The sequence below is a fragment of the Brevibacillus sp. LEMMJ03 genome (assembly GCF_007197875.1).
Classification (GTDB): domain Bacteria; phylum Bacillota; class Bacilli; order Brevibacillales; family Brevibacillaceae; genus Brevibacillus; species Brevibacillus thermoruber.
The window spans coordinates 48,680-67,463 of record NZ_VKJN01000006.1 but is presented as its reverse complement, the minus strand read 5'-3'; the positions used below and the strand labels follow the sequence as shown (position 1 = coordinate 67,463).

20 protein-coding genes are annotated in these 18,784 nt (G+C 58.5%); 18 read left to right on the top strand and 2 right to left on the bottom strand.

Annotated features, from left to right (window positions below):
* Window positions 1-191: 191 nt before the first annotated feature.
* A complete protein-coding gene (locus tag FOI68_RS09760; protein ID WP_029098315.1) occupies window positions 192-920 on the top strand; it encodes an amino acid ABC transporter ATP-binding protein in 729 nt (242 codons plus the stop codon).
* A 162-nt stretch (window positions 921-1,082) separates the two neighbouring features.
* Here FOI68_RS09760 and FOI68_RS09755 read toward each other — a convergent pair whose 3' ends face one another.
* The gene (locus tag FOI68_RS09755; protein ID WP_143862991.1) at window positions 1,083-1,784 is read right to left on the bottom strand and encodes a polysaccharide deacetylase family protein; all 702 of its coding nucleotides are present in this window, start codon (window positions 1,782-1,784) and stop codon (window positions 1,083-1,085) included.
* A gap of 142 nt (window positions 1,785-1,926) precedes the next feature.
* Here FOI68_RS09755 and FOI68_RS09750 point away from each other — a divergent pair, with 142 nt between their 5' ends.
* Window positions 1,927-2,733, top strand: a complete 807-nt coding sequence (locus tag FOI68_RS09750) for a DUF2797 domain-containing protein (protein ID WP_035299932.1) — start codon at window positions 1,927-1,929, stop codon at window positions 2,731-2,733.
* A gap of 64 nt (window positions 2,734-2,797) precedes the next feature.
* Window positions 2,798-2,977: a hypothetical protein gene (locus FOI68_RS09745; protein ID WP_029098318.1), complete on the top strand. Its 180-nt coding sequence runs from the start codon at window positions 2,798-2,800 to the stop codon at window positions 2,975-2,977.
* 196 nt (window positions 2,978-3,173) lie between these two features.
* Here FOI68_RS09745 and FOI68_RS09740 read toward each other — a convergent pair whose 3' ends face one another.
* A complete protein-coding gene (locus FOI68_RS09740; RefSeq protein ID WP_143862990.1) occupies window positions 3,174-4,412 on the bottom strand; it encodes a hypothetical protein in 1,239 nt (412 codons plus the stop codon).
* A gap of 349 nt (window positions 4,413-4,761) precedes the next feature.
* Here FOI68_RS09740 and FOI68_RS09735 point away from each other — a divergent pair, with 349 nt between their 5' ends.
* The 15 genes from FOI68_RS09735 to sufB all read left to right on the top strand — a co-directional run bounded on the left by FOI68_RS09735 (window position 4,762) and on the right by sufB (window position 18,563).
* Window positions 4,762-5,124: an arsenate reductase family protein gene (locus FOI68_RS09735; RefSeq protein WP_143862989.1), complete on the top strand. Its 363-nt coding sequence runs from the start codon at window positions 4,762-4,764 to the stop codon at window positions 5,122-5,124.
* Window positions 5,125-5,126: 2 nt separating this feature from the next.
* Window positions 5,127-6,317 carry an aminotransferase class I/II-fold pyridoxal phosphate-dependent enzyme gene (locus FOI68_RS09730; protein ID WP_143862988.1) on the top strand — a complete coding sequence of 397 codons (1,191 nt, stop codon included), beginning with the start codon at window positions 5,127-5,129 and terminating at the stop codon, window positions 6,315-6,317.
* Window positions 6,318-6,465: 148 nt separating this feature from the next.
* Window positions 6,466-7,014 (top strand): peroxiredoxin, encoded by a 549-nt coding sequence (locus FOI68_RS09725; protein ID WP_029098322.1) that lies wholly within the window; start codon window positions 6,466-6,468, stop codon window positions 7,012-7,014.
* A gap of 147 nt (window positions 7,015-7,161) precedes the next feature.
* Window positions 7,162-7,614: a redoxin domain-containing protein gene (locus tag FOI68_RS09720; protein ID WP_029098323.1), complete on the top strand. Its 453-nt coding sequence runs from the start codon at window positions 7,162-7,164 to the stop codon at window positions 7,612-7,614.
* A gap of 59 nt (window positions 7,615-7,673) precedes the next feature.
* Window positions 7,674-8,054, top strand: coding sequence for a glycine cleavage system protein GcvH (gene gcvH, locus FOI68_RS09715; RefSeq protein ID WP_029098324.1), 381 nt, complete (start codon window positions 7,674-7,676; stop codon window positions 8,052-8,054).
* Between the two features lie 369 nt (window positions 8,055-8,423).
* On the top strand, window positions 8,424-8,858 hold the full coding sequence (locus FOI68_RS09710; protein WP_029098325.1) for a hypothetical protein: 435 nt from the start codon (window positions 8,424-8,426) through the stop codon (window positions 8,856-8,858).
* 26 nt (window positions 8,859-8,884) lie between these two features.
* Window positions 8,885-9,277, top strand: coding sequence for a VOC family protein (locus tag FOI68_RS09705; RefSeq protein ID WP_029098326.1), 393 nt, complete (start codon window positions 8,885-8,887; stop codon window positions 9,275-9,277).
* 216 nt (window positions 9,278-9,493) lie between these two features.
* A complete protein-coding gene (locus FOI68_RS09700; RefSeq protein ID WP_143862987.1) occupies window positions 9,494-9,829 on the top strand; it encodes an SCP-2 sterol transfer family protein in 336 nt (111 codons plus the stop codon).
* Between the two features lie 197 nt (window positions 9,830-10,026).
* Complete coding sequence (locus FOI68_RS09695; protein ID WP_143862986.1) at window positions 10,027-11,187, top strand: M20 peptidase aminoacylase family protein; 1,161 nt, start codon at window positions 10,027-10,029, stop codon at window positions 11,185-11,187.
* A 303-nt stretch (window positions 11,188-11,490) separates the two neighbouring features.
* Window positions 11,491-13,071, top strand: coding sequence for a phosphoenolpyruvate carboxykinase (ATP) (gene pckA, locus FOI68_RS09690; protein WP_143862985.1), 1,581 nt, complete (start codon window positions 11,491-11,493; stop codon window positions 13,069-13,071).
* Window positions 13,072-13,357: 286 nt separating this feature from the next.
* Complete coding sequence (gene sufC, locus FOI68_RS09685) at window positions 13,358-14,146, top strand: Fe-S cluster assembly ATPase SufC (RefSeq protein WP_029098330.1); 789 nt, start codon at window positions 13,358-13,360, stop codon at window positions 14,144-14,146.
* 21 nt (window positions 14,147-14,167) lie between these two features.
* Window positions 14,168-15,466, top strand: coding sequence for a Fe-S cluster assembly protein SufD (gene sufD, locus FOI68_RS09680; RefSeq protein WP_029098331.1), 1,299 nt, complete (start codon window positions 14,168-14,170; stop codon window positions 15,464-15,466).
* Window positions 15,466-16,692 carry a cysteine desulfurase gene (locus FOI68_RS09675; RefSeq protein WP_029098332.1) on the top strand — a complete coding sequence of 409 codons (1,227 nt, stop codon included), beginning with the start codon at window positions 15,466-15,468 and terminating at the stop codon, window positions 16,690-16,692. The genes sufD and FOI68_RS09675 overlap by 1 nt, the downstream gene beginning before the upstream one ends.
* On the top strand, window positions 16,679-17,116 hold the full coding sequence (gene sufU, locus FOI68_RS09670) for a Fe-S cluster assembly sulfur transfer protein SufU (RefSeq protein ID WP_065067220.1): 438 nt from the start codon (window positions 16,679-16,681) through the stop codon (window positions 17,114-17,116). Before FOI68_RS09675 ends, sufU begins: the two co-directional genes overlap by 14 nt.
* A 49-nt stretch (window positions 17,117-17,165) precedes the next feature.
* Window positions 17,166-18,563, top strand: a complete 1,398-nt coding sequence (gene sufB, locus FOI68_RS09665; RefSeq protein WP_029098334.1) for a Fe-S cluster assembly protein SufB — start codon at window positions 17,166-17,168, stop codon at window positions 18,561-18,563.
* Window positions 18,564-18,784: the final 221 nt, after the last annotated feature.

Genomic DNA, 18,784 nt, shown 5'->3' with positions numbered 1-18,784 from the left:
CGCATCGGCGCGTCGCTGGAAAAAATGGGACGGGCGCTCCCGGCGACGCGCAGACCGGTATCCCGGGAGTCGGCGCGAAGAATCGGCCGGGTCCGTACGGCTAAGCTTGCACAAACTGCTGTAATTTTCGAAACATTGCGCTACAATAGGGAGACAGGGATACAGACATACGGAACCAGGGGGTACATTGCGTGATCATCCAAGTGACGGACCTGAGAAAGAGTTACGGAAAGCTGGAGGTGCTGAAAGGCATCACCACCCAGGTGGCGGAACGGGAAGTGGTGTGCGTGATCGGGCCGTCCGGCTCGGGAAAAAGCACCTTTTTGCGCTGTCTCAACCAGTTGGAGGAGATGTCGGGCGGACGGATCGTCATCGCCGGCCGCGACCTGAGCGATCCCAAGGTGGACATCAACAAGGTGCGGGAGGAAGTGGGCATGGTGTTCCAGCGGTTCAACCTGTTCCCGCACAAGACCGTGCTGGAAAACGTCACCCTCGCCCCGATCAAGGTGAAGAAGATGCCGCCGGAGGAAGCGCGAAAGCACGGCCTGGCCCTGCTGAAAAAGGTGGGGCTGGAAGACAAGGCGGACGTCTACCCGGACCGCCTCTCGGGCGGACAGATGCAGCGGGTGGCGATTGCCCGCGCGCTGGCCATGAACCCCAAAGTGATGCTGTTTGACGAGCCGACCTCCGCACTCGACCCGGAGCTGGTCGGCGAAGTGCTGGGCGTGATGAAAAACCTGGCCAGGGAAGGCATGACCATGATCGTCGTCACGCACGAGATGGGCTTTGCCCGCGAGGTGAGCGACCGGGTGATTTTCATGGACCAGGGCGTCATCGTCGAAGAAGGAGCGCCCGAACAGATTTTTTCCAGTCCGCGAAACGACCGGCTGCGCGCCTTTTTGGGCAGGACGTCGGCGTAAGCGTGCGGCCATATGCGAAAAACGCCCTCCGCGTGAGGGCGTTTTGCTGTTTGTCCACCCCCAGATTCGGATCGCGGGGGCCGGCGGGGCCATGTCCATCCGCTGGACGCAAACGGGGCGCGGTTGGCTCGCCGAAGCGAAGGATGCTGACAAACGCAGCACTTATTTGGCGGCGTCCAGAAGCTGGCTCACGGTGACAAAGCGGTAGCCCTGGGAGCGGAGATCGGCAATCAGCTCCTGCAGTGCCGCTACGGTCTGCCGCTGGTTCAGCCCGCCGTCGTGAAACAGGATGATGTCTCCGGCCGAGACGTTGCTTTTGACGCTTTTGGCGATCACCGAGGCGGTGCGGGCCAACGACCAGTCGCGCGGATCGACCGACCAGTGGATGATGTCGTACCCGCATGACTGGACGGCGTTCATCACGTCATGGGTCATCACGCCGCCGGGCGGCCGGTAGTACTGGGCCAGCACGCCGGTCGTGCGCAGGATGGACTGCTCCGCGCGCTTGATCTCGTCGTAAATCTCCTGTTCGGTCAGCTTGTGCAGGTCGTAGTGATGGTACCCGTGATTGCCGATCTCGTGCCCGGCTTTCTTGATCCACTGCATCACCTTGGGATATTGGTCCGCTTTGGAGCCGAGCACGAAAAAGGTGGCCGACACGTTGTTGCGGTGCAGCACTTCCAGGATCTTCGGCGTGTAGACGGCGTCCGGTCCGTCGTCAAAGGTGAGCGCCACCACCTTTTTCGGGGTGTCGATGCGATGGATGGGCTCGTAGGCGGGGACAGGCGGAACAGACGCGGCGGTGCGGGGCGTCCACCCCAAGAGGCAGAGGAGCAGACAGGCCAACAGCATCCTGCGGCGCATGACTACCGCCTCCTTTGCTTTGTTGTCATCTCCTAGCTTCACCGGGCCCCGGGAAAACATGCTGCCAAAAGAAAACAGCGGCCAGCGGGGAAACGGGATGTGGTAGAATGAAGGGACCGTACATAGGGGAGGAGAGAGTATGGTGGAACTCCGCGGTGTTCTACATGGGCTGGCCCACCAGTACCACGGCAAGGATCAGCCTGTCGACTACTATCTGCAGGTGGGAGAAGACCGGCTGCCGTTGAACGAATGGCTGGGCCGGGAACTGACCATCGCCTTTCTCGGCGAGAAAAACTGCATCGCCTGCGGACGCAAGACCAACAAGACCTTTAACAACGGGTACTGCTACCCCTGTTTTACCAAGCTGCCGGAAAACGACCTGTGCATCGTCAAGCCGCACGAATGCCACTACGATCAGGGGACCTGTCGGGACGCCAGCTTCGGGGAGGCGCATTGCATGATTCCGCACTACGTCTACCTGGCCGTATCCAGCGACGTGAAGGTGGGGCTGACGCGAAAAAACAACGAGCTCAAGCGCTGGGTGGACCAGGGGGCCATCCGCGCCATTCCGATCGCGGAGGTGCCGACCCGGCGCATGGCGGGAGAACTGGAGGTGCACCTGAGCCAGTTTTTGCCGGACAAGACCAACTGGCGAAAAATGCTGAAAGGGGATGTCAAGGAAGTGGATCTCCTGGCCCTGCGCGAAGAGGTGTACGCCCACTTCCCCGAGGAGTTCAAGCCGTTTCAGTACCGGGAGGACGAATGGGTGGACATCACCTATCCGATTCTGGAGTCGCTGGACAAGATTAATTCGCTGACGCTGGACAAGCAGGAGAGCGTCGGCGGCAAGCTGATCGGCGTCAAGGCCCAGTACCTGATTTTTGAAAACGGCGTCTTCCAGGCGAAAAAACACGCCGGTTATCAGGTGCAGGTGACTGTCTCCGCCTGACGTGCATAAAGCGGCCGCCTGATCTCCACACTGTAAGACATCGGAGTGGAGGAGGCGAACGCACGTGACCCAAGAACGGATTCAATACACGGAACCGTTGACCGGCACGCTCGCGGAAGCGGCGGAGGCGGACCCGCTGGGGGTGCCCTTTTCGCCGCTGGCGCAGACGTGGCAGGTCAATCCGGGGGCGGAAGCGGCCGAGCCGGGCGGCGCGCCCGGTGAACCGGCACGGACAACGGAATAAGCGACTGCACGACAGGGAGCGGCAGCCGGCGGTACGCGCGGCTGCCGTTCTTTTGTAATATCGGAAAGTATAAAATTTTTGGGGTTTTTCGCAGTTGAAGATACGTCCCTCATGTTTACCGCTGCTTGGCAAGGTGGTGTAATCGCGCTTTATCCCTTAGCAAAACCGAGTGACTCTGCCAAGCATGCTGCGCCTGTTAACGGCTCAGCTTGGTCAATGTCGCGATTGCTTTTTTATACGCCGCTGCATCTTTCGGATTTTTTTCGGCTTTCACTTTTGTCAGCAGCTTTGCTGCCAGCTTCTTCATTTCCGCAGGATGAGCTTGCGCAAATTGCTTGAGCTTATTGTTGACCAGATAGTCGACATACCAATAAAATTCTCCATTATATATACTGACGTCCAGCTTATCCAGTCCTGCCATGAACGATTGGTACCATTGCAGGCGGAGCTGTTTTTTGGTTGCCACTGCTATTTCCTTCTGCCCGACAAATGCATCGATCATTTCGATCGCCTGGGAGTAATCCTGGTAGTATCGTTCATTCTCTTTGATCTCAGCATTGTTTTGCTTGAGGACATTGATGATCACTTCCTGTGTAGTGGCAATCATATTGTTTTTGAACGCAGTTCCAAGTTGGGTTTTGTATGCGCTGTAAATGTCCGTCGCGTTTCTAATTTTGTACTCGAGATTCAAACTTTGATCGGCCTGAACCAGATTCAGATAATTTCTGGTGTACGTATCGTACAGCTCTTGCACAGTATCATGGTAGTTCGACTCCAGCGACTTGGTGAATTCCGCAATCGATCTCATGGCAACCGAATGCGCCCAGCTGTATTCGGAGAAGCTGCCACCTGGGATATAGTCGGCGAATTGGGCCAAATCGTGCTGAAAACGATCAAGCACGGCGACGACACCATTCATGTATGCATAAAGATACTCGGTGTCGCGATCGGCTACCCAGCTCTCCTGCCAAGATGCATCCACATAGAGTTCGCGCGCTTTGGATACAGCGTAGGTTAAAACTTTCACATCGTTCGCGGAGACTTCTTTCATCTTGGACGTATAGGTCAGCATATCCAGTATCGTCGCTTGTACGTCTTCACGAACTTTGTTGTACGGCGCTCGCTCGTTTGCCTTGTACAGATCGATGATCTCCGATTCTTTCTGAAGAATGTCCTTAACCTTATCTAAGATGTATACCTGCTCCGGGGTCAACGTATCGTTTTTCAACTGCATTTCATAAAAAACCGGGCCAATCCCCATGTAGAGATCTCTTCCTGCACGACAGCCCATGCCGCATTCCTTATTTTTTTCCGCTTCCAACCGCTGCTGGTCTGCTTTTTTCATTTTTTCGACAATCGGCGACGCAGCTGATGCTGAGATGGTGGTAAACAGGCTGAGCGATGCAAAAAGCATGATCGATTTTTTGAACTTCATCAATGTCCCTCCAAGCATGTTTATCCAGTAAATCAAGTCATCGATAGTCTGACGTTTTTATTACCAATTTCGTTACATTTCACCAGAAACCTGTACACGTCGTCCATCGGAAACAGTCGAACTAAGGCTTTGCCGGCGCCAAGGCTTGGCAAAGCCAAGTTTTCTAACCTGCTCACGGCCGCCCCCGGCTGAACAAGAGATGGTCCAATGGAAGCGTCACTTGTCATGAACGTTTTCTTGCTGCCTTCAGACAGATACCTTTTTTGCTGCCAGGGCCATCATGGTATGCTAGAAGCAGGAACCATTCTTTCCACCTGCTTTTTATCACGAGTGTTCGAGGTGAACCAGTATGACGATCAAAGCATACCTCTACGACAAATGCGGCACCTGCCGCAAAGCGAAGCAGTGGCTCAACCAGCACGGTGTCGCTGTTGAGGAGATTCCCATCGTCGAGGCGCCGCCGTCCAAGGAGGAGCTGCGCCGGATGTGGCAGGCGAGCGGGCTTGACCTGCGCAAGTTTTTCAACACCAGCGGCCAGCACTACCGCGAACTGGGGCTGAAGGACAAGCTGCCCGCGATGAGCGAGGACGAGATGCTGGAGCTGCTTTCGTCCAACGGCAAGCTGATCAAGCGTCCGCTGGTGACGGACGGCAGGACGGTAACAGTTGGCTTCAAGGAAGACGAGTACGAAAAAGCGTGGGGGGCGCGCTGACGATGCGGACCCCGTCGCGGCGTTTGGAGCACCTGTCGTCGGCGATATTTTCCGAACTCGCGAGGCGCAAGCGGAGCGCGGCGCAGCGCCGTCCCGTCATCGACCTGAGCATCGGCAGTCCGGACCAGCCGCCCGCGCCTGAGCTGGTGGACGTGCTGATCGAAGCCGTGCGGCAGCCGGGAGCGTTCGGCTATCCGATGACCGACGGGACGGACGAATTTCGCGCCGAAGTGGCCCGCTGGTACCGGTACCGGTTCGGCGTCGCGCTCGATCCCGACAGGGAGGTACACTCGCTGATGGGCTCCCAGGACGGTCTGGCCCACTTTGCCCTGGCCTGGGCCGACCCCGGCGACGTGGTGCTGGTGCCGGACCCGGGGTATCCCATCTACGCCGGCAGCGTCCGTTTGGCGGGGGCCGACCTGTACCCGATGCCGCTGCGGGCGGAAAACGACTTCCTGCCCGATCTGGCGAAAATTCCGGAAGAGGTGGCCCGGCGCGCCCGCTTCATGATTCTCAACTATCCGAACAACCCGGTGTCTGCCGTGGCCCCGCTCTCCTTTTTTGAACAGGTGGTGTCCTTTGCCAAACGGCACGACATCATCGTGGTGCACGACCTGGCCTACTCGGAAATGGCGTTTGACGGTTATCGGCCGCCCAGTTTTCTGCAGGCGCCCGGAGCCAAAGACGTGGGCATCGAGTTCAACTCGTTTTCCAAAAGCTTCAACATGGCCGGCTGCCGGATCGCCTACGTGGTAGGCAATGAAGAGATCATCAAGCCGCTGGCCGCGGTCAAATCCAACGTGGATTACGGCGTCTTTCTCCCTGTGCAGCAGATGGCGGTGGCGGCGCTGCGGCTGGACAGGGAGTCGGGTTCGCCAAACGCGGTGGGCCCCCTCTACCAGGAACGGCGGGACGTATTGCTCGCTGCGCTGAGGGAAGCGGGCTGGTCGATCGAGCCGCCCAAGGCGACCATGTTTGTCTGGGCGCCGGTGCCGGCCGGGTGGAGTTCCCGGGCGTTTGCCTTTGCCCTGCTGGAAGAAGCGGGCGTGGTGGTCGTCCCCGGCAGCGCATTCGGCGCGGAAGGAGAAGGCTACGTGCGCATTGCTCTGGTGCAGCCGCCGGACGTGCTGCGGGAAGCGGCCGACAGAATCGCGGCATCCGGCATTTTGCAAAGAAGGCCGACCGGCGTATAGACTCCCCCGCGAGTGGAAAACCTAGCTGTTGGGCCATTGAGATGGAATTACAGGTTGAAATGATTCCTATATTATATTGACTATAAAGAGTTCCGTTGATATGATGAGAACTGTAGGCAATACAACAATTCCAAGGAGGTTGTTACATATGGCACAACGTCTTGTTGGTCTTCCGGCCCCTGACTTTACTCTGGAAACCGCTCTCGGCAACGGCAAGGATTTCGGTAAGGTTTCCCTCTCCGACTACCGCGGCAAATGGCTGGTGCTGTTCTTCTATCCGCTCGACTTTACTTTCGTGTGCCCGACGGAAATCATCGCGCTGAGCGATGCGATCGAAGACTTCAAGGATCTGGATGCGGAAGTGCTCGGCGTATCCGTTGACTCCAAGCACTCCCACCGCGCATGGATCAACACTCCGCGCGACCAAAACGGTCTGGGCGGCCTGAACTACCCGCTCGCTTCCGACTTCAACAAAACCACCGCTCGCGCTTACGGCGTTCTGGATGAAGAAGCCGGCGTAGCATTCCGCGGTCTGTTCATCATCGACCCGGAAGGCATTCTGCGCTACCAAGTGGTAACCGATCTGAACATCGGCCGCTCCGTAGACGAAACGCTGCGCGTGCTGCAAGCACTGCAATCCGGCGGTCTGTGCCCGGCCAACTGGCGTCCGGGTGAAGCTCACCTGACTGCGAAGTAAGAATCGCGACAACAGGATGAAAAAGGGTCTAACAACCTGCTGTTAGACCCTTTTTTTGCAGGATCGAAGTGCGGCGACTCCTATCAATAGAAGGGCCGCTTTCGGCATATGCTTTTCTGTAGGAACCCGAAAGGAGATGTGCTTTCCATGCGTTTGCGCGAAGAACTGCCTGATTTCCCCGGTGTGACGGAATGGGTCAACGGACAGGCGAGCAAGTCTGAACTGGCCGGCAAACCGGTCCTGGTTCACTTCTGGTCGATTAGCTGTTACATGTGCAAGGAGTCGCTGCCGCAGGTCAACGAGTGGCGCGACAAATACGCCGCCAACGGCCTGCAGGTGGTGGGCATCCACATGCCGCGCTCCGAAGCGGATACCAACGTGGAGGCGATCAAGGAAACCATCGCCGAGTACAAGCTGACGCACCCGATTGCCATCGACAACCAGATGAAGACCACCGACGCGTTCCAAAACGAATACGTCCCGGCTTTCTACCTGTTTGACGAAAACCTGCAGCTCCGCCACTTCCAGGCGGGCGAGAAGGGGCTCAACCTGGTGAAGAAACGCCTTCATCGAATTTTGGGGATTGAAGAGGAATCCTAGAGCGTTTGTCCAATAAGTAAGGGGTAATTGACTGTACCCGATAGGAGGATACGTGAGCGATGGAATTCCCGAAACACCTTCGTTACAGTGAAGAGCACGAGTGGGTGCGCGTAGAAGGAAACAAGGCGTATATCGGCATTACGGCTTTTGCCCAATCTGAGCTGGGCGACATCGTGTTCGTCGAACTGCCGGAAGTAGGGGCCGAGATCAAGCAGGATGAACCGTTTGGCAGCGTGGAGTCGGTCAAGACCGTATCCGAGCTGTATGCTCCTGTCAGCGGAAAAGTGGTGGAGGTAAACGGCGAGCTGGAAAACGCGCCGGAGCTGGTCAACACGTCGCCGTACGAACAGGCGTGGATGATCGTCGTGGAAATGTCCGATCCGAGCGAGCTGGATAAGCTGCTGGACGCGGACAAATACGAAGCGATGGTAAAAGAATAGGCACGTGGACGAAAAGGCCGGGGAAGCGGTATGCTCCGGCCTTTTGTGCATGGGGCGGCCGGGGCTCCGGGACGGGCCAAGCGGCGGGACACCACGAAACTGCTGCCCGATGAGGGGGAGAAAACGCGCCGGGCTGCGGGCGGCGGCGTCCAGACAGGAGCGGAAAATGCGCCGGAAATGTTCGAACTAGTCAGAAAAAAGTGGTCAGTGCTGTTGTTTTCCGATACAATAGGAGTACGATTTCACCCCTTCCGCGCAGGGTACTGGTATCATTTGCGTCTGGAGTTGACGTCCGTTTGTAGGCTACAATGCCTATACAGACAGAATTCGTGCAAACGTGCAAGCGTTTGGCGAAAAGGAGGGAGAGGTATGAGCTTTTGCTGCGGAGCCGGAATGGTCGGTTCGATCGGAACCGTGCGTCATTACAAGACGCTTGTGCACAACGTGCCCATCCTGTTTTGCCCGGTTTGCGACCGGATCGAAGTCCATCCGGCCATTGAGGGAGAGTACGAGATCTTGGTAGAGTATGCGCAGGGCGATAATGCACCGGAAGTCGACTTTGCCGACTTTGTGAGTGTTGACAATACATCCGAGTTGTTTGAGAATTGTAGCATGACGGACGAAGCAGCCAGCTTCGCCGACGTGCTGAAACAGCAGATTGACATTTCCCTCGACTTGCTGGGCGTGGCGAAAGAGCTGAACGACGACGACTGGCGGGAAGCGCTGATGCTTCGCCTCAAGCGGTTGAGCGAGCGGCTGAAGCAGTACAACAAGCGGAAGGAAATGTCAAAGCGCAGCGTGTGATCGAGTTGACGTGGGAGGCAGTGTAAATGTTTCATTTGAAAGGTGTACACCACATCGCCCTGAATTGCCGCGATGTCGTGAAGGTAGCTCGTTTTTTCAAAGACATATTGGAAGTTCCCATCCCGGATGAACACATGACAGAAGGAGCACCTATCTACTTTCAAATCGGCACTTACACACGGATTGGTCTCCATCCCTGCACCGGTGACGAAGGCAAAGGCGGCATCGGACAGGTGGATCACATCGCCTTTTCCGTGACCAGCCGGGCGGAGCTGGATTACCTGGTCGACAAGCTGGAGGCATGCAACATCTGCTACCGCGGCCCCATTGCCCGGCCGACCAGCTACAACCTCTATTTTGAAACGCCGGACGGCCACCATCTGGAGGTCCGCCTGGACAAGGACGAGTTTGACGAGTAACCAAGCAGCGGCTTTGAGATAGATGGAGAACGGCATCTGCAGACGGCAGGTGCCGTTTTGCTGTCCCGAGGGCCATCTGCCGGCGTCCCGCCCTGCGGGTGTGTGTCGAGAAAAAGGGTGGCGGATGACACCAGCCGACATCGGCTCCGACTGCTCGTCAAAGGATTCGACCCGCCCCTCCCCGAACGTAAGGGAGAAGAAAAGGAGGAGATGGCGGTGGCGGTGTGTCTGGAGCGGCTGTTGGCGGAGAAGGCGGAACGGGTGGGGCGGAAAGCCCATTTGAAACCCTTGACGGCCGGATGGGACCGGGTCGTGGGGATTGTCGCGGAAGATGTGCCGGCGCGCTACTGCCTGACGTTTTCCGGCGGCGGCGTGGCGTGTACGGCATGGCAGGAACCGGTCCATCTGGAAGTGCGGGGGCGCGCGCGTGATCTGGCGATGCTGTTCGGCGGCGATGAACTGGCCTACCAGTACGCCAAGCAGCAGGTGTCCACAAGGGGACGGATCGGCGACCGGCTGAAGCTGGAGGCGCTGCTCCGCTTGTCGGGCTGAACGGCTAGGCGCGGATGGCGGCCGGAAGGGGCCAGGTGCGCCGTCGCGGCGCCGTGACTGTCCCCTGCGGTGCTGAGCCGGTCCTGTGCTATAATGGTCCCGGGAGAACGTTCCGGTCGGAAGACGAGACAACAGGGAGCAGCCATGCCCGATGATGACGGAACATTCGCAATACGGTGAAAAAAGGAGAGGGGAACATGACGACAGCGCTGCCGTTGAAAGAGACGCTGGCCGCGCGGGAAGCCCACGTATACCGCACGTTTGACCATCTGCACGCCCATCCGGAGATCAGTTGGAAAGAAGTGGAGACGACCCGCTATCTGGCAGACCGGATGCGCGCCCTGGGGCTGCGCGTGACGGCGTTTGACGACTGCACCGGGCTGGTGGCGGAGTGGGGGGAAGGCAAGCCGGTCGTGGGCCTCAGGACCGACATCGACGCGCTTTGGCAGGAAGTGGACGGCGTGTGGCGGGCCAATCACTCGTGCGGTCACGACGCACACATGACGATCGTGCTGGAGGCGGTGGAGGCGCTGATCGCTTCCGGGTACCGGCCGAAAGGGACCGTGAAAATCCTGTTCCAGCCCGCCGAGGAAAAGGGAGAGGGCGCACTCAAGCTGGTGGAAAAAGGGGTGGTGGACGACATCGACTTCCTCTACGGCGTCCATCTGCGGCCGATTCAGGAAATGGCGGCGGGCGACGCGGGGCCGGCGATCTACAACGGCGCGGCGATGTTCATGACGGGAGAGATCACCGGCGTGTCGGCGCACGGGGCCCGTCCGCACCTGGGCGTCAACGCCATCGAGGTGGCGGGGGCCATCCTCAACGGGTTGGGGCAGGTGCGCACCAATCCGATGGTGCCGGCGACCGTGAAAATGACCATGCTGCAGGCGGGCGGGGACAGCTACAACATCATCCCCGACAAGGCCCGCTTCGCGCTTGACCTGCGGGCGCAGACCAACCAGGCGATGGAGGAGCTGGCCGCCCGCGTCCGGCAGGTGATCGACGGCGCGGCCGCGATGTTTGGGGCCGACATCAGCGTGACGACCGGTTCGCGGATGGTGGCGGCGGAAGTGGACGAAGAGGCCAGGCGGCTGATGGAACGGGCGATCGTGGACGTCTTGGGAGCGGAACACCTGCGGCCCGCTCCGGTAAGTCCCGGCGCGGAAGACTTTCATTTCTACACCGTGGAGCGGCCGCACATCAAGGCGACGATGCTCGCGCTCGGCTGCGATCTGACGCCAGGGCTGCACCATCCGCACATGCGCTTCGATCGCACCGCCCTGCTTGCCGGCGCGGAAATCCTCGCGCGCGTTGTGGTCCGGACGTTTGCCCACCTCCACGGGGAGCAATCAGCGTAAATACGGGGAACGGTGCCTCCGCCATCCGGCGGAGGCTTTTGTCGTTCGGCGCCATGCAGGCGGTGCCGCCATGATCTGGAACGGACAAAAGCGAAGCGGAGGCGGAGGAAGCGGACGCGCCGGGGAACGCTAGAAACAGGGAACCCCGGCCATATGTGTTGGCAGACAGTCATTCACATTTTGTTCACACCCAAAAATTAAAATCTTGTAGCTTATTTAACGAAATGTGATATACTAATTACAAATCAGGTGACATTGAGAAAGGCATTACTCGGATTTACATGGGAAGGAGATCGTTCACACATGGAAACCAAGACGGTTTACAAGCTTGCTGACGTACTGGCGACGGCAACCGTTCACGCAAACCTGCCTGTCGCCCAACTCGTTGAGATGGCGGTAAAACGCGGCGAAGGCATTCTGACCGACAAGGGAGCGCTCAACGCGTTAACGGGTAAGTTTACCGGCCGCTCGCCCAAAGACAAATTTGTGGTGGACGAAGCCTCCGTGCATGATAAAGTCAACTGGGGACCGGTCAACCAGCCGATCTCTCCGGAGAAGTTTCAGGCCCTCTATCAGGACGTGTTGGAGTACCTGCAGACGAAAGAGCTGTTCGTCTTTGACGGCTTTGCCGGCGCGGACAAAACCTACCGTCTGCCGATCCGCGTGGTAAACGAATACGCGTGGCACAACCTGTTTGCCCGCCAGCTCTTCATCCGCCCGACCGCGGAAGAACTGGCCGAGCACAAGCCGGAGTTCACCGTCATTTACGCGCCGACGTTCAAGGCCGACCCGGCTGTGCACGGCACCAACTCGGAGACGTTCATCATCATCAGCTTTGAACAGAAAACCGTGCTGATCGGCGGGACCGAATACGCCGGCGAAATGAAAAAATCGATTTTCAGCGTGATGAATCTGCTGCTGCCCGAGCGCAACGTGCTGTCCATGCACTGCTCCGCCAACGTGGGCAAAGACGGCGATGTGGCGCTGTTCTTCGGCCTCTCCGGCACGGGCAAGACGACGCTGTCCGCCGACCCGAACCGCTTCCTGATCGGCGACGACGAGCACGGCTGGTCGGACGACGGCGTCTTCAACATCGAGGGCGGCTGCTACGCCAAGTGCATCCGCTTGTCCGAAGAAGGCGAGCCGCAAATCTGGAAGGCGATCCAGTTCGGCACCGTGCTGGAAAACGTGGTGGTTGACCCGGTGAGCCGCGTCGCCGATTACGACAGCGAAGCATACACGGAAAACACCCGCGCCGCCTATCCGGTTGAAGCGATTCCGGGCGCCGTCATTCCGGGCGTCGGCGGCCATCCGAACGTGATCATCTTCCTGACCGCCGATTCCTTCGGAGTGCTTCCGCCGATCTCCAAACTGTCGAAGGAACAGGCGATGTACCATTTCCTGTCCGGCTACACCAGCAAAATGGCCGGCACCGAGCGCGGCGTGACCACCCCGCAGACGGAGTTCTCCACCTGCTTCGGCTCTCCGTTCCTGCCGCTGCATCCGGTCGTCTACGCCGAGATGCTGGGCAAAAAGATCGACGAGCGCGACGTGCGGGTCTACCTGGTCAACACCGGTTGGACCGGCGGCCCGGTCGGCGTGGGCTCGCGCATGAAGCTGGCCTACACCCGCGCGATGGTAACCGCCGCGCTGAACGGCGAGCTGGAACACGTGGACTACGTGACCGATCCCGTCTTTGGCGTGCAGGTGCCGACGTCGTGCCCGAACGTGCCGGCGGACGTGCTGCAGCCGCGCAACACCTGGGCGGACAAGGAAGCGTACGACAGACAGGCGCGCGAGCTGGCGGCCCGCTTCGTCGAGAACTTCCAAAAGAAATTCCCCAACGCGACAGACATCGCCAAGGCGGGTCCGAGCGTTCAATAACCAGGATACGCGAAAGGCGCCCTGGCCGGAATGGCCGCAGGGCGCCCTTTTTTTCGTCCGGACGGTGAAAAAGGGAAAATCGACTGCCTGAATCACTCGAAATCGGTTACAATAAGGCATGTACCCAGCACTCAGAAACAACTTGCTAAATATACTAAACATAATTATTTAAAAATTACAGATATGTTCCATTCCTTGATTTAAAATTATTCTTATTATAAGATAGTCATTGAGAATGAATTGAGAATAACCCATTCATTTCACGATACTGATGGAGGGAAAGCACATGACAGCAGTACCGCATTTGCAAATAAAAAACCTTCGCGCCAAAATTGAGGACAAGGAAATCCTCAAGGGTCTCACCCTGGAAATCAAAGGCGGCGAAGTGCACGCGATCATGGGGCCGAACGGTACTGGGAAATCCACGCTGGCGTCCACGCTGATGGGTCACCCGAAATACGAAGTGACCGAAGGCGAAGTGATCCTCAACGGAGAAAACCTGCTCGAGATGGAAGTGGACGAGCGCGCCCGCGCCGGTCTGTTCCTGGCGATGCAGTATCCGTCCGAAATCAGCGGGGTGACCAACTCCGACTTCCTGCGCTCCGCGATCAACGCGCGCCGCGGCGAAGGCAACGAAATTTCGCTGATGAAGTTCATCCGCGAGCTCGACAAGAAGATGAAAACCCTGGAAATGGACGAATCCTTTGCTCACCGCTACCTGAACGAAGGCTTCTCCGGCGGTGAGAAGAAGCGCAACGAAATCCTGCAGATGATGATGCTGGAACCGAAGATCTGTATTCTCGACGAGATCGACTCCGGTCTCGACATCGACGCGCTGAAAGTGGTGGCGAACGGCGTCAACGAAATGCGTTCCCCCGAACGCGGCTTTTTGATCATCACCCACTACCAGCGCCTGCTGAACTACATCAAGCCTGACTTCGTACACGTGATGATGCAGGGCCGCATCGTGAAATCCGGCGGTCCGGAGCTGGCGGAGCGCCTCGAGGCGGAAGGCTACGATTGGATCAAAGAAGAGCTCGGCATCGTGGATGAAACCGTAAACGCGAACGTGTAGGAAGAAGGAGGCAGCAGTGAGATGAGTGTGGATGTACAGCTCCGCTTCGACCGTGAAGCGATCACCGAGTTCTCCAAGGCCAACCGGGAGCCTGCCTGGTTCCTGGAAAAGCGTCTGGCCGGCTTGAAGGCGGCGGGCGAACTGCCACTGCCCGCTTTGGAGAAAACCAAAATCGACAAATGGAACATCGATCAGTTTGAGCCGTTTCAGACCAGCGCCAGCGTATCCGCCGCAACCGAACTGGACGACGTGGTGAAAGCGCAGATCGACGCGAATGCGGTAAAAAGCCTGATCGTGCAGAAAAACGCCTCCGCGGTGTTTCACGCGGCAGCGGACGAGCTGAAGAGCAAGGGTGTCATCTTTACCGACCTGGCGACCGCGCTGCGCGAGCACGGCGATCTGGTGCAAAAATACCTGCTGAACGTCGTGGCGTACGACGAGCACAAGCTGACCGCGCTACACACGGCCGTGGTCAACGGCGGGGTCTTCCTCTACGTCCCGAAAAACGTGGAGCTGGACGTGCCGCTGCAGGCCGTATTTGAAGTGGCGGGCGACAACGCGCTGCTCTGCCCGCACGTGCTGATCGTGGCGGAAGCGAACAGCAAGGTGACCTACGTGGATACCTACGTCTCCGGCGAAGGCCGCAACATGGTGGCCAACAGCATCGTGGAAGTGTACGTCGGCCCGGGCGCGTCCGTGCAGGTGGCATCCGTTCGTTCCCTCTCCAAGGACGTCCACGACTACACGTTCCGCCGCGCCACCGTTGACCGCGACGGCAAGATGGAGTGGATCCTGGGCGAGATGAACGACGGCAACACCGTGGCCAACAACACGACGATCCTCAAGGGCACCGCTTCCTCCGCCGAGACCAAGACCGTCTCCGTGGGAACCGGCGATCAGCGCCAAAACCTGACCTCCCAGGTGCAGCACATCGGCACGCATTCCGAGTCCGACATGGTCAGCAAGGCGGTAATGACGGGTGAAGCGACGACCATTTTGAACGGCATCACCAAAATTGAAAAAGGCGCCGAAAAGGCAAACGGCGAGCAGGCGGAAAACATCCTCATGCTCAGCGAAAAAGCGCGCGGCGACGCCAACCCGATTCTCCTGATCGACGAGGACGACGTGAAAGCGGGTCACGCCGCGTCGGTGGGTCGGGTGAGCGAGGAAAGCATCTATTACCTGATGTCCCGCGGGATCGACCGCCAGGAAGCGGAGCGTTTGATTATCCTCGGCTTCCTGGAACCGGTTGTCGCTGAGATTCCGATCGATGAAGTGAAGAACCGGCTGCGCCAGGCGCTCGAAAGGAAGTTGGGCTGATGAACGCCAAAGAGCTTCGTCAATACTTTCCCATCCTGCACCAAGAGGTAAACGGCCACCCGCTCGTCTACCTGGACAACGCGGCTACCTCGCAAAAGCCGATCCAGGTGATCGAAGCGGTCGACAAGTACTACAAGGAGTACAACTCCAACGTGCACCGCGGCGTGCACACCCTGGGCAGCAGGGCGACAGACGGATACGAAGGCGCGCGTGAGAAGGTCCGCGCCTTCATCAACGCCCGCGAGGCGGCGGAAGTCGTCTTTACCCGGGGCACGACCACGGCCGTCAACATGGTGGCCTACGGATTCGCCCGTGCGTTTCTCAAGCCGGGCGACGAGATCGTGACCACCCTGGTGGAGCACCACAGCAACTTCATCCCCTGGCAGCAGGCGGCCAAGGCGACCGGCGCCACCTTCAAGTTCATTCCGCTGGCGGAAGACGGCACGGTGACGCTGGAGGCGGTGAAGCAGGCGATTACGGCCAACACCAAACTGGTCGCCATCCACCACGTCTCCAACGTGCTCGGCGACACCACGCCGGTGAAGGAGATCGCCGAGATTGCCCACCGCCACGGCGCGCTGCTGTTCGTCGACGGCGCCCAGGGGGCTCCCCACAAAAAGATCGACGTGCAGGAGCTGGACTGCGACTTCTACGCGTTTTCCAGCCACAAGATGTGCGGTCCGACCGGCGTCGGCGTGCTGTACGGCAAGCGCGAGGTCCTGGAGCGGATGGAGCCGGTCGAATTCGGCGGCGAGATGATCGACTTCGTGGAGCACTTCGATTCCACCTGGAAAGAGCTTCCCTGGAAGTTCGAGGGCGGAACGCCGATCATTGCCGGCGCCATCGGATTGGGAGCGGCCATCGACTTTTTGCAGGAAATCGGACTCGACAACATTGAACGGCATGAGAAAAAACTGGTGGCATATGCTATGGAGCAGATGCGGGAAATCGAAGGGCTGACCATTTACGGCCCGGCGGAAAACCGCAGCAGCTTAATCACATTCAACCTGGCCGAGGTCCATCCACACGATCTGGCGACGGTGCTGGACAGCCACGGCATCGCCATTCGCGCGGGCCATCACTGCGCCCAGCCGCTGATGCGCTGGCTGAACGTCACGGCTACCGCCCGGGCGAGCTTCTACCTGTACAACACGGAAGAAGAAGTGGATGCGCTGGTGGCGGGGTTGAAAAAGGCGAAGGAGTACTTTGGCAATGTCTTCTCTTGATGATCTGTACCGCCGCGTGATCATGGACCACTACCAGAAGCCGCGCAACCGCGGCAAGCTGGATGAATCGGAAGGACTTGTTGTCAACCTGAACAACCCGACCTGTGGCGACAGCATCTCGCTCTCCCTGAAGGTGGAGGAGGGCAAGGTGGTCGATGCCAGGTTTCTCGGCGAAGGCTGCTCGATCAGCATGTCGTCCGCCTCGATGATGACGGAGGCGGTCAAGGGCAAGTCGGCGGAAGAAGCGCTCAAGCTGGCGCAGATCTTCTCCGACATGATGCAGGGCAAGGAGATCGACGATTCGATCGACCTGGGCGACATCGAGGCGCTGTCCGGCGTAGCCAAGTTTCCGGCGCGAATCAAGTGCGCTACGCTGGCCTGGAAGGCGCTGGAGCAGGGGATCAGACAGGCCGGGGAGTCGTAAGTTCGTCAGGCTGTCAAGCCGCCATGTCAACAAAAAGGAGTGAGTAAGGATGGCTAAGAAAGCCCCTGAATTGCAGGAATACCAGTACGGCTTTCACGACAAGGACGTCTCCGTCTTCCGTACGAAAAAGGGCTTGACCCGCGAGATCGTGGAGGAAATCTCCCGCATCAAGGGCGAACCGGAGTGGATGCTCGAATTCCGTCTGAAAGCGCTGGACATCTTTTTGAAAATGCCGATGCCGAAGTGGGGCGGCAACCTGGACGACCTCAACTTCGACGACATCACGTACTACGTCAAGCCGTCCGAAAAGACCGGACGCAGCTGGGACGAAGTGCCGGAGGAAATCAAGGCGACCTTTGACAAGCTGGGCATTCCGGAAGCGGAGCAGAAGTTCCTCGCCGGCGTCTCCGCCCAGTACGAATCCGAGGTCGTCTACCACAACATGCAGGAAGACCTGGAAAAGCTGGGCGTGCTCTTCTGCGACATGGACTCCGCGGTGAAGCTCTACCCGGACATCGTGAAGGAGTACTTTGCCACCGTCATTCCGCCGGCGGACAACAAGTTCGCGGCGCTCAACTCGGCGGTATGGTCCGGCGGCTCCTTCATCTACGTGCCGAAGGGCGTGAAGGTGGAAACCCCGCTGCAGGCGTACTTCCGCATCAACTCGGAGAACATGGGGCAGTTTGAGCGCACGCTGATCATCGTGGATGAGGACGCCTTCGTGCACTACGTCGAAGGCTGTACCGCCCCGATTTACAGCACCGACTCGCTGCACTCCGCCGTGGTGGAAATCATCGTGAAGGAGCGCGGCCGCTGCCGTTACACAACCATCCAGAACTGGTCCAACAACGTCTACAACCTCGTGACCAAGCGCGCCGTCGCTTACGCGGACGCGACGATGGAGTGGATCGACGGCAACATCGGCTCCAAGCTGACGATGAAATACCCGGCCGTGATCATGAAAGGACCGCGCGCCAAAGGGACTGTTCTCTCCATCGCGGTGGCGGGCAAAGGACAGCATCAGGACGCGGGGGCGAAAATGGTTCACCTGGCGCCGGACTGCACGTCCACGATCATTTCCAAGTCCATCTCCCGCGACGGCGGCAAAGTGACCTACCGCGGTCTGGCCCAGTTTGGCCGCAAGTCGGAAGGCTCCAAGTCCAACATCAAGTGCGACACGCTGATTCTGGATAAACTGTCCACGTCCGACACGATCCCGTACAACGAGATCATGAACGACAACATCACGCTGGAGCACGAGGCGACGGTCTCCAAGGTGTCCGAAGACCAGCTCTTCTACCTGATGAGCCGCGGTCTGTCCGAAGCGGAAGCGACCGAGATGATCGTCATGGGCTTCATCGAGCCGTTTACCAAGGAACTGCCGATGGAGTACGCGGTAGAAATGAACCGCCTGATCAAGTTCGAGATGGAAGGTTCCATCGGATAATCCTAGATGTAGCAAGGGGGTGGAGCCCAGACAGTGGGCTTTGCCCCCTTTTTTTGTCCCCTTCCATGTGAACGTACCTCTCCTGCAGGGAGAAAGCATCGTTTTCCATCTGTTTGGGAGCATGCAGATGGGAACCGGTTTCCAGCCGAATGCTGGGCAAGTGATCATGGGGGAATGATTTGTGCACGGACAACCATGATGCAACGGTTGTCTGTTTTTTT

Bases quoted from the DNA above. Each gene is read 5' to 3' on its own strand.
- FOI68_RS09755 (WP_143862991.1), bottom strand. From the start codon at position 1,784: ATGCGCCGCAGGATGCTGTTGGCCTGTCTGCTCCTCTGCCTCTTGGGG.
- FOI68_RS09740 (WP_143862990.1), bottom strand. From the start codon at position 4,412: ATGAAGTTCAAAAAATCGATCATGCTTTTTGCATCGCTCAGCCTGTTT.
- FOI68_RS09735 (WP_143862989.1), top strand. From the start codon at position 4,762: ATGACGATCAAAGCATACCTCTACGACAAATGCGGCACCTGCCGCAAA.
- FOI68_RS09730 (WP_143862988.1), top strand. From the start codon at position 5,127: ATGCGGACCCCGTCGCGGCGTTTGGAGCACCTGTCGTCGGCGATATTT.
- FOI68_RS09725 (WP_029098322.1), top strand. From the start codon at position 6,466: ATGGCACAACGTCTTGTTGGTCTTCCGGCCCCTGACTTTACTCTGGAA.
- FOI68_RS09720 (WP_029098323.1), top strand. From the start codon at position 7,162: ATGCGTTTGCGCGAAGAACTGCCTGATTTCCCCGGTGTGACGGAATGG.
- gcvH (WP_029098324.1), top strand. From the start codon at position 7,674: ATGGAATTCCCGAAACACCTTCGTTACAGTGAAGAGCACGAGTGGGTG.
- FOI68_RS09710 (WP_029098325.1), top strand. From the start codon at position 8,424: ATGAGCTTTTGCTGCGGAGCCGGAATGGTCGGTTCGATCGGAACCGTG.
- FOI68_RS09705 (WP_029098326.1), top strand. From the start codon at position 8,885: ATGTTTCATTTGAAAGGTGTACACCACATCGCCCTGAATTGCCGCGAT.
- FOI68_RS09695 (WP_143862986.1), top strand. From the start codon at position 10,027: ATGACGACAGCGCTGCCGTTGAAAGAGACGCTGGCCGCGCGGGAAGCC.
- pckA (WP_143862985.1), top strand. From the start codon at position 11,491: ATGGAAACCAAGACGGTTTACAAGCTTGCTGACGTACTGGCGACGGCA.
- sufC (WP_029098330.1), top strand. From the start codon at position 13,358: ATGACAGCAGTACCGCATTTGCAAATAAAAAACCTTCGCGCCAAAATT.
- sufD (WP_029098331.1), top strand. From the start codon at position 14,168: ATGAGTGTGGATGTACAGCTCCGCTTCGACCGTGAAGCGATCACCGAG.
- FOI68_RS09675 (WP_029098332.1), top strand. From the start codon at position 15,466: ATGAACGCCAAAGAGCTTCGTCAATACTTTCCCATCCTGCACCAAGAG.
- sufU (WP_065067220.1), top strand. From the start codon at position 16,679: ATGTCTTCTCTTGATGATCTGTACCGCCGCGTGATCATGGACCACTAC.
- sufB (WP_029098334.1), top strand. From the start codon at position 17,166: ATGGCTAAGAAAGCCCCTGAATTGCAGGAATACCAGTACGGCTTTCAC.